The 16,886-nt window shown below is 58.6% G+C and carries 11 protein-coding genes and 1 pseudogene; 2 read left to right on the forward strand and 10 right to left on the reverse strand.

Annotated elements, in window-relative coordinates; all coding sequences use genetic code 11:
• Both LJE94_16140 and LJE94_16145 read left to right on the forward strand, forming a co-directional pair.
• Positions 1–3,204, forward strand: a 3,204-nt coding sequence (locus LJE94_16140; GenBank protein MCG6911636.1) for an autotransporter outer membrane beta-barrel domain-containing protein, incomplete at its 5' end; no start/stop codon positions are given.
• A gap of 106 nt (positions 3,205–3,310) precedes the next feature.
• Complete coding sequence (locus LJE94_16145; GenBank protein ID MCG6911637.1) at positions 3,311–4,747, forward strand: DUF362 domain-containing protein; 1,437 nt, start codon at positions 3,311–3,313, stop codon at positions 4,745–4,747.
• Positions 4,748–4,874: 127 nt separating this feature from the next.
• Here LJE94_16145 and LJE94_16150 read toward each other — a convergent pair whose 3' ends face one another.
• The 10 genes and pseudogenes from LJE94_16150 to LJE94_16195 form a co-directional block, all read right to left on the reverse strand.
• Entirely contained in the window at positions 4,875–6,215 is a 1,341-nt protein-coding gene (locus LJE94_16150) for an FAD-dependent oxidoreductase (protein ID MCG6911638.1), read from the reverse strand.
• 113 nt (positions 6,216–6,328) lie between these two features.
• Entirely contained in the window at positions 6,329–6,859 is a 531-nt protein-coding gene (locus LJE94_16155) for a hypothetical protein (GenBank protein ID MCG6911639.1), read from the reverse strand.
• Between the two features lie 216 nt (positions 6,860–7,075).
• Positions 7,076–8,020 (reverse strand): methylenetetrahydrofolate reductase, encoded by a 945-nt coding sequence (locus tag LJE94_16160; protein MCG6911640.1) that lies wholly within the window; start codon positions 8,018–8,020, stop codon positions 7,076–7,078.
• A gap of 45 nt (positions 8,021–8,065) precedes the next feature.
• Positions 8,066–8,746 (reverse strand): methylenetetrahydrofolate reductase C-terminal domain-containing protein, encoded by a 681-nt coding sequence (locus tag LJE94_16165; GenBank protein ID MCG6911641.1) that lies wholly within the window; start codon positions 8,744–8,746, stop codon positions 8,066–8,068.
• Positions 8,747–8,831: 85 nt separating this feature from the next.
• Positions 8,832–10,151: a (Fe-S)-binding protein gene (locus LJE94_16170; protein MCG6911642.1), complete on the reverse strand. Its 1,320-nt coding sequence runs from the start codon at positions 10,149–10,151 to the stop codon at positions 8,832–8,834.
• 15 nt (positions 10,152–10,166) lie between these two features.
• A complete protein-coding gene (locus LJE94_16175; protein ID MCG6911643.1) occupies positions 10,167–10,589 on the reverse strand; it encodes a hydrogenase iron-sulfur subunit in 423 nt (140 codons plus the stop codon).
• A complete protein-coding gene (locus LJE94_16180; protein MCG6911644.1) occupies positions 10,589–13,606 on the reverse strand; it encodes a CoB--CoM heterodisulfide reductase iron-sulfur subunit A family protein in 3,018 nt (1,005 codons plus the stop codon). Before LJE94_16180 ends, LJE94_16175 begins: the two co-directional genes overlap by 1 nt.
• Before the next feature lie 137 nt (positions 13,607–13,743).
• Positions 13,744–14,148: a hypothetical protein gene (locus tag LJE94_16185; protein ID MCG6911645.1), complete on the reverse strand. Its 405-nt coding sequence runs from the start codon at positions 14,146–14,148 to the stop codon at positions 13,744–13,746.
• Positions 14,131–14,493 (reverse strand): annotated as a pseudogene (locus LJE94_16190) (hydrogenase iron-sulfur subunit). Before LJE94_16190 ends, LJE94_16185 begins: the two are co-directional and overlap by 18 nt.
• 123 nt (positions 14,494–14,616) lie before the next feature.
• Positions 14,617–16,886, reverse strand: a 2,270-nt coding sequence (locus LJE94_16195; protein MCG6911646.1) for an FAD-dependent oxidoreductase, incomplete at its 5' end; no start/stop codon positions are given.

Raw genomic sequence — 16,886 nt, forward strand, 5'->3', positions numbered from 1 at the left:
GTCGTCAACAGCGGCACGGTCAGTGTGACGCTTTCCGCCAATGCACTGCCCTGGGCTTCGGCCAACTCGGTCTCCCGTACGACGGACACGGACGTTTTTGCCGGGTCGCAGGCCACCGCCGCGGGGATTGCCGTGGGCGCTGGCGACAACACGGTGCGCAATGAAAAAGAGGGTTCGATTTCCGTGGAATCCCGCGCTGTGGTGGACAGCTATGCCAACTCAGATGAAAACGCCACAGGCCACATCGGCGAAGATGACGATGCCAGTGTCGCGTCAATTGCCGTGGGCATCGAAGCCGGGGACGGCAACAACGGCATCCGCAACCAGAATGACGTGCAGGCGGTTGCGGCGGTGGATATCGTTTCCAAAGCACAGGCTTCCTCGATAACAGACACGGCTTACGCCACTAACCGGGCCGGTGGACGAGCCTATGCTGCGGCCATCGCCGCAGGCAATGGCGACAATGTCATTGTCAACGAGGACCTTCTCGTGGCAAAGGCGGAAAATCTGACAACGAGAGACCTTCCCAATTCGGTGGCCACCTATCCTTCCGAGCACCTTGACCAGGCGGTTTCCGATGCCGGCGGGGATGAGACGTCGTGGACCGCGGATGCTGCCGGCATCCGTGTCGGCGACGGCGGCAACCGCATCGAAAATCACGGAGAGATGTCTGTATCTTCAAAGATAAATCCCCGGGCCACCGCCTGGGCCAATACCGACAGCGCCACCAACTACGGCTATGCCTATGCCGGCGGATCGGCTACGGCCACAGGCATTCTGGCGGGTAACGGCCGCAATGAAATATACAACTATAAGGACGAAGATCTGACCGTGTCGGCGACGGCGGACGCCTTTGCCTATGGATACGCCGAGAACTACGGCCGGGGATTTATCGGGAACGAGGAAACTCCCGGTCTTATAGCCGCATCCGTCGGCATCCAGACCGGCTCCGGGGAAAACGCGATCCACAACTACGGGAACCTGGGAGTCAACGCAACCGCAACCGGCCTTGCAAAAGCGCGGGCCAAGACAGCCTCGCAATATTCGAAAGAAACGGTCAAAAGCCACACCGTTGCCGACGCGACCGGGATCCTGACCGGCGACGGATCGAACGATATTTTCAACAGCGGCGATTTGATTGCCGCGGCAGCGGCTGCGTCCAACATCGAATTGAGTTGGGATGCAGATGCCCAAGAATATCATGCCACGGCTGTTGCCCGGGCAACCGGCATCCAGACCGGCAGCGGCAACGATCGGGTCGAAAACGAGGGGTCGATCCATGTCAGCGCCAGCGCAACAGCGTATTCGGTTAGTGACGGGGAAGCCGTGGGCATCTGCACCGGCGCGGGCAACGATACGGTCATCAACAGCGGCACCATCCATACGGAGATTGTCGAGAATGGGGATTCATCAACAGGTGTCGGCATCGACACCGGCGCCGGTGATGACACGGTGCAACTGCTGGATCAGTCTTTGGTGGAAGGGCCGATTTTGAACGGCGACGGCAATGACACGCTGCGGCTGAGCGGAACGCCGCTGGTCACCGGTCAGATTTTCGGCGGTACAGGCAAGGACCTGCTGGTGTTCGAAGATAGAGGCAGCTTTGACGGAGACATATCCGAATTCGAAGCCGCCGCCAAGATCGGCGGCGGCACATTCACGGTCAACAACATGCCCCCCGTGAACCGGCTGGAGGCCATTGAAGGCACCCTGGAGATCGCCCACGACTACACGCTGGCTTCAGACGGCAGTTTCACCGCGCAGGTCAACAGTGACGGCAGCCACGGCCGACTCAAGGTGGACGGCGAGGCCGTGCTGGCCGGTGAGCTGAAAGTGGCTAGGGGACCGGGTTTGTTCCACAACGGCGACTCCTTCGACATCCTTTCGGCAAACAGCGTCATCGACGATTTTGACAGCAAAATACTGCCTGAACCGTCACCACTGCTGCACTTTGAAACCACCACCCGTGCCGACGGCGTGGGGGTGGAAGCCGTTGCAGCAAGGGTTACCACCGTGGCGGAGAACCGTATCGAAACGGCCGTCGCCCGGTACCTGGACCGGATCATGCCGACCGCCGCCGGGGAACTCGAGGAATACCTCGGGGTATTTCAGTCCCTGTCCCGCGAGGATTTCAGAAAAGCCTTTGCCGGTTTCAGCCCGGAGACCTATGGCAAATCCACCCGGACCTCCCTGTTCGCTGCGCACGCCTTCACCCAGACCGTGCAAAAGCGCATGGACATGCTGCGCAGCGGCATCACGGCACCGGGGGGCAACGCCAAAACGGATTCGCCGCAGGAACCGCTGCTCCTGGCCTACAACGGGAGCGCCATCGGCGACTTGACCGGGGCCCGCCAACAGGCGGAAGCACAGAGAAAATGGGGACTGTGGCTGGATCTGTTCGGCCAGTGGGGAGATCAGGATGCGGAGGGCGGCTTCAGCGGATACGACTACCAGCTGTACGGCGGCGCCATCGGTGTTGACCACATGCTTGCGGACAAATTTATTGCGGGATTCGGCCTCATCCATTCCTATGCCGACATCGACATGTCCCGGGATGCCGGCAACGGTGACATCAGCAGCCTGGTAGGGTCTGTCTACGGCAGCTATTTTACCGATCGTCTTTATGTGGACACGGTCTTGTCTTACGGAAAACAGGACTATGAAAATTCCCGCAACGTTGGCATCGGCCCCTTGCAGGGCACGGCTTCCAGCGAACACGCCGGCGACCTTTTCTCCGCCCACCTGGGAGGCGGGTATTATTTCCCCGTGGACGAATGGCGGTGGGGCCCCTTCGGATCAGTGCTCTACACCCGGCTGGACGAGGACGGATTCAAGGAGAAGGGTGTCGGCGCCTTGAATCTAAAGGTCGAGTCCCGGCGGAGCGAGGCGTTGCTGTCGCGGCTGGGATTGCGGGCCGGCAGGGCGTTCACCCTTAAAAACGCCACGCTTCTGCCGGAGGTGAGCCTGGCCTGGCTGCACGACTTCGACATCGACGACGGCGTCACCACGGCCGCCATTGCCGGCGCACCGGGCGGCTCTTTTTCCATGCCGGGACAACCGGTGGAGCGTGACGGGGTCAACACCGGCGTCTCGCTGTCGCTGCTATCCAAGAGCGGATACCGGGCATCGTTGAAATACGGGGGGGATTACCGCGACTCTTACACGGCCCACGCGCTGTACGGGGAAATCAGGATCGAATTTTAGCGGTCCACGCGATCCTGACCGGGCGCCCGTATAAGAGAGGGGCGGCCCTGGGCATGAACCGGAATCTTTTTACGACGATTCCCTCAGCTAATTAAAGGAGCCTACAATGGGAAAAAAGCAAAAAGTTCTCATCATGAGATGCGACACGTACGACCCGGACAAAATTGCAGGTATCGTCAGAGAAGGGATGGAGGAACTGGACGCCAGGCCCACCGGCAAAATTCTTCTGAAACCGAATGTCGTTATCGCCGAACCGAAACGGTTTCCCAACGCCTTCACGAGGAAAGAGTTTCTGGACGGGACCCTTGCGGCCGTTAAGGCGGTGGCCGCCGATGCCGGTGAAATCGCCGTGGGGGAGCGGTCGGGCATCACCCTGCCGACGCGATGGACCTTTAAGAATGCGGGCTATCCCGAGGTCCTGAAAAAACACGGGGTCAAGGCCCATTACTTCGATGAGGCCCGGCAAGTCCCCGTAGAAATCGACGGACCCGCCGCGCTGAGAAAAACCCTGTTCGTTCCGAAGCCGGTAGCCGAGGCGGATTTTCTGATAAACCTCCCCAAGTTCAAGGCGCACCCCTGGTGCCGGCTGACACTGAGTTTGAAAAATTTTATCGGCATTCAGGACGACCGTCACCGGCTCGTGGATCACAATCTTTTCCTCGAACACAAGATAGCGGACCTGCAGTCGGTCATTCAGCCCAAATTTATTGCCGTGGATGCTATCGTCGCCGGGCAGAAAATGATGCTGACGCCGACCCCGTTCGATATGGGCGCCATTGTCATGGGGACCAATTCCTGTGCCGTCGATACGGTGGGCTGCCATATGGTGCATGTGAATCCCGAAGACCTGATCCATCTAAAGTATACTTCGGAAAGGGGGTTCGGGCCGATGCATCTGGATGAGATCGACGTTGCCGGGGATTTTCCGCTCGCATCCGTTCAGGAAAAAACAAAAAATTTCGAATTTTGCATGGAGCACATAGACAGCTATTTTCAAGACGGCGGCAATCTGCGTTGCACCGTGGGGGCATTCCCCGAAAAGCACTCCCCGGATTATTGCTGGGGAGGGTGCCCCGGCGCCCTCCAGGAGGCGATGCACATTTTCAGGGCTTACTATCCGGATGTAACCAGTCGCATGCAGAAAGTCCATTATGTCGTCGGCAGGGTGGAGGGGCCTCTGGATGTAAAGGAAGATGAGAGGGTTCTGTTTGTGGGCGACTGCACCAGCTGGGAGGGGAAGATCAACGGTGAAAAGGTCGTCATAGAGAGCAGTTACAAACCGCCTGCGGATGTCGATGAGCGCAAGACAAAATCCAACGACATGGTGGCAAAAACAATGAAAACGTTGTGGCATTGTTTCAACAACAGAAATAAAAAATATATGCACGCCAAGGGATGCACCGTTTCGGTCGGGGATCACGTCCACTATTTATCGGCGATTGGCAAGATTCCCAATGTCAATTTTGACCCCAGCATGGCGGTAGGGCTCAATGGGGCTTATTGGAATATGCGGGCGCATCGCGCCGTCAATCGGCTGTTTTGACATTGACGGATGATTGCAAGATAAGATGATGGGCATCCAGCGGGCAAATCGATCGGGTTTGTCTAAAAAAACAACGAAATCACGAAAAGCGTATGCCAATATTCGTGATTTCGTGATGGAAGGGCTGTTAAAGCTTCTTGAGCAGCTGATTGGCCGTGGTCAGCATAGGATCCCAGGTTGGGCCGAAGGGCGGCGCGTAAGCCAGGTCCGTCTGGGCGAAGTCCGCGACCGTCATGCGGTTGTACAAGGCAACGGCCACGGCGTTGATGCGGTGGGCCACCCCTTCTTTTCCCACCATCTGCGTACCCAGCAGCCGTCCGGATTGTTTGTCTGCAAGCATGTGGGTGGTTATGGTGCAGGACCCCGGATGGGCATGGGCGCGTGAGCGGGCGCGGATGACCGCCCCCACGGGATCGAAGCCGGATGCTGCGGCTTCGTCCGGAGTCAGGCCTGTCCGGGCGACCTGGAGGTCAAACACCTTGAATACCGCCGTTCCGGCGATGCCCGGGAGTTCGACGGCCTTGCCGCAGACGTTGTCGGCCACGGCCCATCCGGCGCGGTTGGCGCGAAGGGCCAATGGGACCCACACCCTCTCGTTGTTGACGACGTTGTAGGCATCGGCGCAGTCGCCGGCGGCGTAGATGTGTTCGTCGGACGTCCGCATGGCCCTGTCCACGGTGATGGCGCCTTTGGGCCCGGTGGCCAACCCCGCGGCAACGGCGATGCCGCTGTTGGGCGTGATGCCGATAGCTATGAGCACGAGGTCCGCCTCGAGCGTTTGACCGGCGCAATGCACGGCGAGGCGTTTGTCGACAGACTCTATCCGTTCGACGGCATGCCCGGCATATAGGCCCACCCGGTTGTCTTCCAGCTCCTTTTTGACGGTATCGGACAGTTCCGTTGCCATCCACGGCAAAAGAACCGGTCCGGGTTTGACCATGTCCACGTCGATGGAGCGGCTGCGCAGGGCTTCGGCCATTTCCAGCCCCACATACCCCATGCCGACGATTACGGCCCTTTTTACCGGATGGGCGGCGAGGTATTTTTTTATCCTCCGGCCGTCCCCCAGGCTTTTTAGGGCCGTGACGCCCGGCAGGCCGATTCCGGGGATGTCGGGCAGGACGGGCGAGCCGCCGGTGGCGATCAGCAGTTTGTCATACGAAAACCGGAACGCCTCGCCCGAAGCAGTGCGGCCGGCAACGGTTTTGCGGCCGGCGTCGATGGCTTCCACGCGATGCCCCGTCAAGAGGTCGATACCCTGCTTGTCCCTGAATACCTGGGCTTTGCGTACAACGAGCTCATCGATCTCCCGGTCGGCTTCGGCAATGTTGTAGGGCATGCCGCAGGCGCTGTAGGAGACGTCGTCGGTCTGTTCCAGAACCGTGACGTCCATGTCCGGTTGATGCCGCTTGGCGCGGCTGGCCGCGCTCATGCCGGCGGCATCTCCCCCGATAATGACGAATTTCATATTTCACCAATTTTCATAGCTACTAATGCGAAACCGCCGGGAAAAACATTGAACGGAGAACTTTTTCCCGACGGATTTGGAAAAAGACAGGCTTTCTACCGTTGAGAAAGCGACTACTCGGAAGTACTTTTAAGCTTGCTGCCGCCGAAATAGTAGTGGATGCCGGCCGAGATGGCCGTATCGCCCGCGGTGTTGAAAGAGGAGTTGTCCCGGTAATCGGAGAATACGAGGCCGATTTCCGTGGAAAATCCGAGATTGGGCAGCCCGCTGAAAAAGTATTCGACGCCGACGCCCCCGCTGAGCCACCAGCCGGTGTCGTCGTCCCCCTTGTCCGGGTTTACATGGCTTATGCCTATACCGCCGATGCCGGCAACGTACATGTTCTTTTCGTCAATCAGTTTGTACAGCACCTTCCCGCCGAGGTCGACTTCATCGACGTCGTCACTGAAGGTGAAGCCGAAGATGCCCTGAAAACCGAGATCGTTGTTGAGCCAGTATTTGGCGGAAATCGAATCCATCCCTCCTTCGCTCAGCTGGGAGTTGAACCCGACACCGACCTGACCCTTGAGGTCCTTGGCGCAAACCGTTCCGGCGGCAAGCGGTGTACAGATGCAGATAATGGCTAACAATTTGAAAATTTTCATCTTACCTCCTTTGGCATTGGAAACTGACAGACGATGTGGTAGCGGACACCAAGTTACAATAAAACCCGGCCCGTTGCAAATGATGATTCTTTCCGGTGCGCAAATTTCCTACTGGACCGGGCCTTTTCCGCCGGTTCCGAAAAAAGCACGACCCGGTCTGTTGCCATGACCGGGTCATCCTTTTTTCTAAAAATTCATCTGCTTGTTCGTTGCGGTTTACACCTCCGGCCGGGGCAGCACCTTGGCCTGTTCGGCGATCTCGGGGACCTTGTGTTCCCACTCGATGGCCATCAGGTGTACGCCGTGAACCCCCTTCATTTCCTTGAACTCCTCGATCTGCTCGCAGGCCATTTTGATGCCCTCGGCGGCGACCTTGCCCTTTCCGGCCCCCTGCAGCCTTTTTATGACCTCGTCGGGCACATCCATGCCCGGCACCTTGTTTTTCATGTACTTGGCCATACCCACGCTCTTCATGGGCGTGACGCCCGCGAGAATATAAACCTTTTCAGTCAGGCCCATGTCGTTGGCCTGCTGAACCCATTTACGAAATTTATCCATGTTGTAGATGCACTGGGTCTGAATGAAATCGACGCCGGCAGCGATCTTTTTCGCCAGCCGATGAACGCGCCATTCGAACGGGTCGGCAAACGGATTGGCGGCGGCACCGATGAACATTTTAGGTGCGCCCACCAGTTCGGCGCCGCTCAGGAACAACCCCTCGTCGCGCATCTTTTTCACCATGCCGATCAGCTGAATGGAATCGATGTCGAAGACGCCCTTGGAATCGGGGTGGTCCCCGAACTTCTGGTGGTCACCCGAGAGGCAGAGCATGTTTTTGATGCCCAACGCCGTGGCACCCAGGATGTCGGCCTGCATGGCAAGGCGGTTCCGGTCCCGGCAGACCATCTGAAAATTGGGTTCCAACCCTTCTTTCAGGATCAAAAGGCTGGCGGCCCAGCTGGACATTCGCACCATGGCGGTCTGGTTGTCGGTGATGTTAACCGCATCCACCACGCCTTTGAGGTGTTTGGCTTTTTCGACAACCTCCTCGACGGCATTGCCCCGGGGGGGACCCAATTCACCCGTAAAAGCAAAGTGGCCGGCTCGCAGAACTTTTTCCAGGTTACTGCCTGATTTAAATCCATTTCCCTCTGTGCTCATCTGTATCACCTTATTTCCCGAAATTGGTTGTTGGCGGGAACACCGCTATTTTTCAGCGACTTTTTCCGGTTTTTTGTACCCCGGCTGAATCAGCGTGCGCGGAACCTGGTCATGCCAGCCCACCGGATTTTTTATTTTCAGAATGTTGTCCAACCGATCCTGGGCGGACAGTCGTTCGTATATTTTGAACCAGGCACAGGGCTGCTCATCGTCAATTTCACAGCTGCCGTTGTTGGTTCCACCGCAGGGCCCGTTGTAAAGGCCCTTGGCGCACATGGTGACCGGGCAGATGCCGCCGGTGAGGCCCAGCACACATTCGCCGCAGGAGCGGCAACGCTCCTCATACCACCCCACGGCCAGATTAGCCGACATGCCCGTGGTGTCGACCGCCGGATAAACCGGGATTTCCGGGAAGCGTTCGGCCAGAAACTGGATGCCCACTCCGCAGGCCATGGACAATATGGCTTCGTAGTCCTTCACCAGGTCGTCCAGCCCTTCGAGGTATTCCACGTCGCATTGGCGCTCGATGGTAATCGTGCCGGTTTCCAGGGGGTTGTCGTCCAGCTTCCGGGCCATGTCCAGCTCGGTGTTGAGAATGTCGACCTCCTTTTCACCGCCGGCCAGACAGACCGCCACACAGGTGCCGCACCCGGCCACCAGGACCTTCTTGCAGTCCTTGATATATTCTTTGATTTCGTCAAAGGGTTTTCTTTTGGCAACTATCATTTTCCCTCCTAATCTGTCATCCTCGCCGGCCCGGGGCACCGGACAAGCAGTTGTCGCGGATGTCCGGCTCGAGGAAGACGATTACCTACATTTCCGATTCAGGATGAAAGACGTCCACATCTTTGAGGTCATCGCCCAGGTAGGCCCTTTCATTGGGCCCTAGCACACCCAGAGACAGGCAGATCAGGGTCCACAAATGAACCGTCTGCCACACGTGGTCGCGCTGCTCGGCCAAATCGTGGATCTGCGCGTGACAGTTGTGGCAGGGGGTGATGCAGTAATCCGCCTCGGTCGCCAGGATCTGGTCGGCCTTGCATTTGCCGTAGGCGCGGCGTTCGTCCGGAAATCCGGACTGCAGGAAGCCGCCGCCCCCGCCACAGCAGAAGTTGTTGGACCGGTTGGGGGTCATGTCGATGAAGTTCTCTTCGCCGACGACCGCCTTGACCACGTAGCGCAGGTCTTCGGCCACGGGATCGCCGAACGATTTCCTGACCAGCTGGCAGGGGTCCTGTACGGTGAAGGTTACGTGGCGCTCCCTGTTCCAGTCGGAGCTGACCTTGAGCTTGCCCTCCCGGATCCACTGGGCATAATATTGGATGATGCTTTTGATTTCGAAATTGGGTTCGAGTTTGAATTTCTTCAGTCCGGCCCGGACTGCAAAGAGTTCGTGCCCTCATTCCGTATTGAGCCAGACCTTGCACCCCAGGTCTTCGACGGCTTTCTTTTTCACCTCCACGATGTGTTTCCAGCTATCGTTGTCGGCCAGGAACATGCAGTAGTTTTCGGCGGCCCAGCCCTTGGTTCCGTAAGTCCAGTCCGCCCCGACCAGGTGAAGGATCTTCCACAGAGGCACCATTTCATCCGGCTCGGTGACCGGCTCCCTGGAGTTCTGGTTCAAAAAGAACTCGGCCCCCTCTTTGTTCACCGGTGCCTGCATCTCCGCGAACTCCGGCTGCGCCTCCTGATATTCCTCCAGCACATCCTCGACCACGAACTGGAAGTCCTCTTCGGTGGCGCCCATGGCGCTGCAGGTGTCATTGCGCAGGGCCATGTCGCAGGAGCCCAGGATGCCTTTGGGCCTTTCGTCCCTGGGAACCAGCGAACGGGCGTTGAACACGAGCTGGGGAATGTCGATTTTCATGGGGCAGACGTAGATACAGCGCTGGCACATGCTGCACCACCAGATCCAGTCTGTGTTCTTGATCTCTTCATCCATACCGAGCGCCGCCATCCGCAGGAATTTTCTGGGATCCATGCCGCCGAGGCCGGTGGCCGGACATCCCGACGAGCAGGCGCCGCAGGTCAGACAAAGGTTCAGGTTGCCCCCCTCGGGCAGCAGCTCTTTTACCTTGTCGATAAAAAGGCTCTTTTTCTTGCCGCCTAGTTTAATTGCTTTTTCAGCCATTTTATATCCTCCAATTTAGGCTTTGGACTTTTTTTTCAATGGATTTGGTCCAAGTTTCTTAATATTTTCAGTCATTTCTCTTGCATAGGCCGCAAAGGTGGGGCCTTCGCCGGAAGAGAGATTATACATTCTCACCCGTTCGGCATCAAGGCCGATTTCCTCGAGCAGCATGCGCACGTGCCCGACCCGCTCGCGGGCCCGGAAATTGCCTTCGTTGTAGTGGCAGGTTCCTTCGAGGCAGCCGACAACATAGACGCCGTCCGCTCCTTTCTGAATCGCCCTCAACAGATACATGACATCCACTTTACCGCTACAGGGGACCCTGATGATTTTGACATTCGCAGGGTATTCAAGCCGCATGGAACCTGCCAGGTCCGCAGCAGAGTAGCCTCAGTAGTCACAGCAAAATGCGATTATCGTCGGTTCAAATTCCGCCATTACATTCCTCCTGCCAGCAACGCATCTATTTTACAAGCAATCTGGTCATCTTCGTAGAAACCGAGCTGAATCGTCTGCCGGGGGCAGACGGCTGCGCAGGCCCCGCATCCGTGGCAGATGGCCGCGTCGATTTCGATGGCCTTGGTTTCCGTGTTGAATACAGGCACGTCAAAGGGGCACGTGCGCACGCATGTCAGGCATTTCACGCAGTGTTCCGTGTCCACCTTGGCCGCGATGGCCGAGAGCTTGATCTCCGGCCTGGCCAGGAAGGTGGTGGCGCGGGAAGCGGCGGCCTGGGCCTGGGATATGGTCTCGGAGATCAGTTTGGGACCGTGGGCCGTGCCGCAGAGGAAGATGCCATCCCCGGGCATGTCCACGGGTCTCAGCTTGACGTGGGCCTCGATGAAGTAGCCTTCTGGGTTGGCGTTCAGCTTCATGATTCCGCTGAGCTTTTTGGTGTCGGCCGCACGCATGCCGGCGCTCAGCACCAGCCGGTCCGCACTGATCTCGACCTCGCGCTGCAGCACGTGGTCTCTGGTTTTGACGACGAGGCCGTCGGCGCCGGCTTCCACTTGCGGCGGATTGTCGGCGTCGTAGCGCATGAAGATGACGCCTTTTTCCCTGGCCTCGGTGAGGTAGTCTTCCATCAGGCCGTAGGTGCGCATGTCGCGGTAAAGGATGAACACCTGGGTGTCGGGATTCAGTTTCTTCACCAACAGCGCGTTCTTGACCGCCGCCTGGCAGCAGATGCGCGAACACTCCACCATCTCTTCGTTCCTGGATCCCACGCACTGGATCATGACCACGCTGTCGAGGCCGTCGGCGCCGTCGTCTTCCAGCAATTTGGTGAATTCAACCTGGGTGGTGACGCGATCGCTTTCACCGTAGAGGAACTCCTTGGGCCGGTACTCATTGGCACCGGTGGCCACGATGATGACACCGTGGTCGATGTTGCGGGGTTGGGCGTCGGCGCTCAGGGCGACCGTGGTCTTGAAGTTTCCCTTGTAGCCGCCGAATCCGGAAACGGTCGCTCCCTTGACCACCTCCACCTTGTCGTTGGCCTCCACCTCGGCGATCAATGCTTTGAGATAGGCCTGTACGTCGGCTCCTTCGAGAGTGTGGCGCAGGTTGCGGGCAAAGCCGCCGAGTTGCGCCTCTTTTTCGACGAGCACGACCTCGAAGCCCTGCCGGCCCAGGTTCAGGGCCGCGTTCATGCCGGCAATGCCTCCTCCGATGACCAGGGCCCGCTGATTGACCTGGATGACCTTTTCCTCGAGCGGCTTCAGGGTTCCGGCCCTGGCAACCGCCATGCGCACCAGGTCTTTGGCCTTTTCCGTGGCGGTTTCGGGCATCTTCGAGTGAATCCAGGAATTCTGGTTGCGGATGTTGGCCATCTCGAAGAGATACTTGTTGAGCCCGCATGCCTCGAGGGTTTCCATGAACATGGGTTCATGGGTTTTCGGGCTGCACGAGGCCACCACCACGCGGTTGAGATTCTGCTCCACAATCTTTTCCTTGATCTTTTCCTGGGTGTCCTGGGAGCAGGTGAAGAGGTTGCTGTCGCTGAACACGACGTTGGGCAGCGTAGCGGCATAATCCTGGACCGCAGGCACGTCCACGATGCCGCCGATGTTGATGCCGCAGTTGCAAACGAACACGCCGATGCGCGGGTCCTCCCCGGCAACGTCCTTTTGATCGGGGACTTCGAGGGTGGGAATGTCGGTACCCCTCGCTTCGGACAGGTCGGCCCCTGCCAGGCAGGCTGCGGCGCTTGCCTCGGTCACCGACCCCGGGATGTCCTTGGGGCCCTGGAACACGCCGCAGGTGTAGATCCCCGGCCTGGATGTCTCCACCGGCGCGAATGGCGCGGTTTTGGCAAAGTTGTATTCGTTCAGCTCGATGCCCAGGCGTTTGGCCAGCTTCACCGCCGTATCCGGGATGGTCAGCCCCACCGAGAGCACCACCATGGAGAAGATCTCCTCTTGCAGGGCGCCGGTTTCATCGGCATAGCGCACCCGCAGGTCGCCGGTCTCGGGCACTTCGTTGATCGTGTGGACACGCGCCTTTTCGAAGCGGATGCCCTCCCTGTCCCGGGCCCTCAAAAAGTATTTTTCATAGTCCTTGCCGAAGGTGCGCATATCCATGTTGAAAATGACCGTTTCCAGGTCTCCGTGGATGTGTTCCTTGGCGATCATGGCTTCCTTGGTGGCGTACATGCAGCAGACGGACGAACAGTAGCCGTTGCCGCAGCGGTTTTTATCGCGTGAGCCGACGCACTGCAGCCAGGCGATGCTTTTGGGCTCTTCGCGGTCGAGCGGCCGCATGACGTGCCCGAAATAGGGGCCGCCCGCCGACAGGATACGCTCGAAGCCTTCGGCGGTGACCACGTTGGGGTACTTCCCGTATCCCAGGTAGTCGAGCTCGGAAGGGTCGAAGCCCTTGGTGCCGGGCGAAAGAATGACGGACCCGACGGTGAGCTCGGTTTCTCGCACCCGGTCGTCGTATTTGACGGCCTCGGCCAGACAGGTTTTTTCGCACAATCCGCAGCCGAGACACGCGTCCATGTCGATGGCGAAAGCCAGGGGAACGGCCTGGGCGTATTCGATGTAGGTCGCCCTGCGGTCGTTCATGCCCTTGTTGATGGTATTGATGGCGGATGCGGGGCAGTGACGCGCGCAGTCGCCGCAGCCCGTGCAGGCATCGGGGTCGATGTAGCGCGGGTTGTTGGTAACGGTGACCTTGAAGTTTCCGGGATCACCGGCGATGCCTTTGACCTCGCTGTTGGTGATCAGGTTGATGTTCATGTGCCGGCCGACCTCGACCAGTTTGGGCGAGATCACTCACATGGTGCAGTCGTTGGTCGGAAAGGTCTTGTCCAGCCGGGCCATGAGCCCGCCGATGGTCGGCCCCTGTTCGACCAGATAGACGTTGTAGTCTGAATTTGCAAGATCCAGTGATGCCTGCATGCCAGCAATACCGGCACCGACGACCATAACTGATCCGCTTTTCTTTGCCATTTTGCCTCCTGATTTGGCATCGCACGGCGATACCAATTTTAAATGCTAAATTATGAATTTTGAATGAAGGCCTATGCGACGCGGTTGACCGAAGTGTTGCCCGCATTCAAAATTAACATTTAAAAACTAAAAATTTTCTAAAGCGCCGCAAAAACGGGCTTGCGCTCCTGCATGCCGGTGAACTCGACCCGGTTGGTTCTTTCCAGATCCGCCAGAAGATAGGAAACCCGCAAAACATCCACGCCGATTCTGGCGCTGATTTCGCGCACCGAAACGGACCCTTCCCGGATCGCCAGATAAATGAGGTTTTTCAGGTATTCCCGTTCGAGCTCCTTGAAAAGCACGGACTCGTATGCTGCGAGGTCCCAGGAACGACCGTAGACATCGCCCTGAGTGGTGATCCTCACCTCCTTGCCAACCAGCCAGCGGATGGTTTCGTCGCTGACCGTCATTTCGCAGGCTTCCAACTCCAGAGCGACCTCGGCCGCGTCCAGTCTGCCCTGTTTCCTGATGGCGTCCGTGGCTTCGTTGACCACCTCCACGAATCGCTGTGCTTCGGCCGAGGAAACCCAGTCGAAATGCAGCCGGTCGGCGCCGATGCCCGCCGTGTCGAGCAGTTTCCGGGTTAAGAGCAGTTTCTTCTCCGCTTGAACATTACCTTCCAGGTAATGGCAGTCGCCGAAATGTCACCCGGACACGAGGACGCCGTCGCATCCCTCTCTGAGCGCCTTGATGATAAACACCGGATCCACGCGTCCGGAGCACATGACCCGCACGGTGCGCATGTTGGCCGGATATTGCAGCCGGGAAACGCCGGCCAGGTCGGCGCCGGCATAGGCGCACCAGTTGCAGAGGAACGCTACGATTTTTGGTTCAAATGCCGTCATACGTCTACCTCTCGTTTGTTTGAATAAACCCTTTTTTATTACCACACGGATGCCGTGTTCCGGCATCCGTGTGGGCTTGAAACCCTCGAATTCTTGACCCCGTGGATCATTGGAGCCCTTGCCTTAGGCTGCCGCACAGACGGCCGCCAGGATCTGCTGGCGCCTGAAGTGCAACATGTCGATGGCGTGCTGCGGGCAGGATGAGGCGCACAAGCCGCACCCCTTGCAGGATGCCGGTATGTTTTTGGCTTTCTTTTTGCCGTCCACTTCCTCGAGGACGATGGCGGAGAAGGCGCACACTTCCGTGCACAGACCGCACCCGATGCACTTGTCGGCGTCCACCTGGGAAACGAGCGGCGACACCTTTATGGCGTCCTTGGAGAGAACGGTGGCCGCCCGGCTGGCGGCAGCCATGGCCTGGGCGATGCTCTCGTCGATGGTTTTGGGGTAATGGGCCAGGCCGCACAGGTAGACGCCGTCCGAGGCGAATTCCACCGGACGAAGCTTCGCGTGGGCTTCCATGAAGAAGTTTTCCGCATTCAGCGGCAGTTTGTACATGCCGGCCAGTTTTTTGTTGTCAGCCGGCACAATGGCCGTGGCCAGGTTGACCCAGTCGGCCGGGATCGTGACCCGGCGCTGCAGGATGGGGTCGAACACGGTCACGTCGAGGCCTTCCCCGGTTTCTTTCACGACGGGTTTGTTGTCCAGGGAGTAGCGAATGAACACGACCCCCAGTTCGCGTGCCTTCTTGTAATGCAACTCCCTTTCGCCGAAGGTCCTGATGTCGCGATAGAGGATGAAGACGCCGGCGTTGGGGTGGCGCTCCTTGACGGCGATGGACTGGAGAATCGAATTGGTGCAGCAGATACGGGAGCAATAGGGGCGCCGATCGTCACGGGAGCCGACACACTGGATGAAAACGACCGTGTCGTCATCCCGGACATTGTCCAGATTGTGTTCCAGGTCGTGCCAGCGCATGACCCGGTCGTTTTTTCCGTAAAGGTATTCATCGGTGTCCGCGGCCCCGCCGCCCGTGGCGATGACAGTGGCGCCGTGCTGCACGGTCTTGAGTTTGTCGCCGCTTTTGATGGTGGTTTCGAAGTTGCCCACAAAACCGCCGGCGTCCGTGATTTCGGCACCGGTCAGAACCTCCACTTCCGGGTGTCGGGCAACCCGGTTCTTGATGTCGGCCAGAAAGGCCTGGACATCTTCGCCCTTCCAGGTTTTGCCGATATCCCGGGCCACACCGCCGAGTTCGGCATCCCTCTCAACCAGGATGGCCGGGAAGCCCTGGTCGGCCAGGTTCAAAGCGGCCGTCATGCCGGCGATGCCGCCGCCTACGACCAGCGCCGACTTGTTGACCGCCACGTCGATGTCGCCGATGGGGTCCAGCAGGGACGCTCGGGCCGCGGCCATGCGCACCAGGTCTTTCGATTTTTCGGTGGCCTTTTCCTTTTCTCCGGCGTGCACCCAGGTGCACTGATTTCTGATATTGGCCATTTCAAAAAGGTAGGGGTTTAGCCCGGCGTTGCGCATGGTTTCCTGGAAAAGCGGCTCATGGGTCCTGGGCGTGCAGGCGGCGACCACCACCCTATTGAGCCCTTTTTCCCTGATAACCTCCGCCATTTTGTCCTGGGTGTCCTGGGAGCAGCTGAACAGGTTTTCTTCCACGTGGACCACGTTGGGCAGGCTCTTGGCATAGTCCACGATGGCGGGCACATCGGCAACGCCGCCGATGTTGATGCCGCAATTGCAGACGAATACGCCTACTTTGGGGTCCTGGCCTTCCACCTCAGCCTCGGCCGGAAATTCTCTTTCGCGGACAAGCGATCCCCGGGCATCGGCCAGCAGAATCCCGGCGCTGCAGGCTGCGGAGCTGGCTTCCATGACCGATTCGGGAATATCTTTGGGGCCCTGGAAGGCGCCGCACACATACACGCCGTCGACGGAGGTCTTGACGGGCGTGGTCGTATCGGTTTTGCAGAAGTTGCCGTCGGAAAGCTCGATACCCAGTTTTTGGGCCAGGGTCACGATTTCAGACGATATCTCCATGCCCACGGAAAGCACGATCTGGTCGAACGTTTCGGTTTCTATACGTCCTTCGTCGGTAACGTAGCGGACTTCAAGGTCGTCAGAGCCCGCTACGGGGTTGACGGTGTGCACCCGGCTTCTGACAAAGCGCACGCCGTGTTTGTCCTTGGCCGTGTTGTAGAACTTTTCGAAGTCCTTGCCGTGGGTGCGCATATCCATGTAGAAAATGGTGCACTCCAGATCGTCTCCGGCGTGTTCCTTGGCGATGACGGCCTCCTTGATGGCGTACATGCAGCAGACCGATGAACAGTAGGCGTTGTCGCAGCGGTTCATGTCGCGGGAGCCGACGCATTGGAACCAGG

It is taken from the genome of Deltaproteobacteria bacterium (assembly GCA_022340465.1).
GTDB lineage: Bacteria > Desulfobacterota > Desulfobacteria > Desulfobacterales > B30-G6 > JAJDNW01.

Bases quoted from the DNA above. Each gene is read 5' to 3' on its own strand.
- LJE94_16160 (MCG6911640.1), bottom strand. From the start codon at position 8,020: ATGAGCACAGAGGGAAATGGATTTAAATCAGGCAGTAACCTGGAAAAA.
- LJE94_16155 (MCG6911639.1), bottom strand. From the start codon at position 6,859: ATGAAAATTTTCAAATTGTTAGCCATTATCTGCATCTGTACACCGCTT.
- LJE94_16145 (MCG6911637.1), top strand. From the start codon at position 3,311: ATGGGAAAAAAGCAAAAAGTTCTCATCATGAGATGCGACACGTACGAC.
- LJE94_16165 (MCG6911641.1), bottom strand. From the start codon at position 8,746: ATGATAGTTGCCAAAAGAAAACCCTTTGACGAAATCAAAGAATATATC.
- LJE94_16150 (MCG6911638.1), bottom strand. From the start codon at position 6,215: ATGAAATTCGTCATTATCGGGGGAGATGCCGCCGGCATGAGCGCGGCC.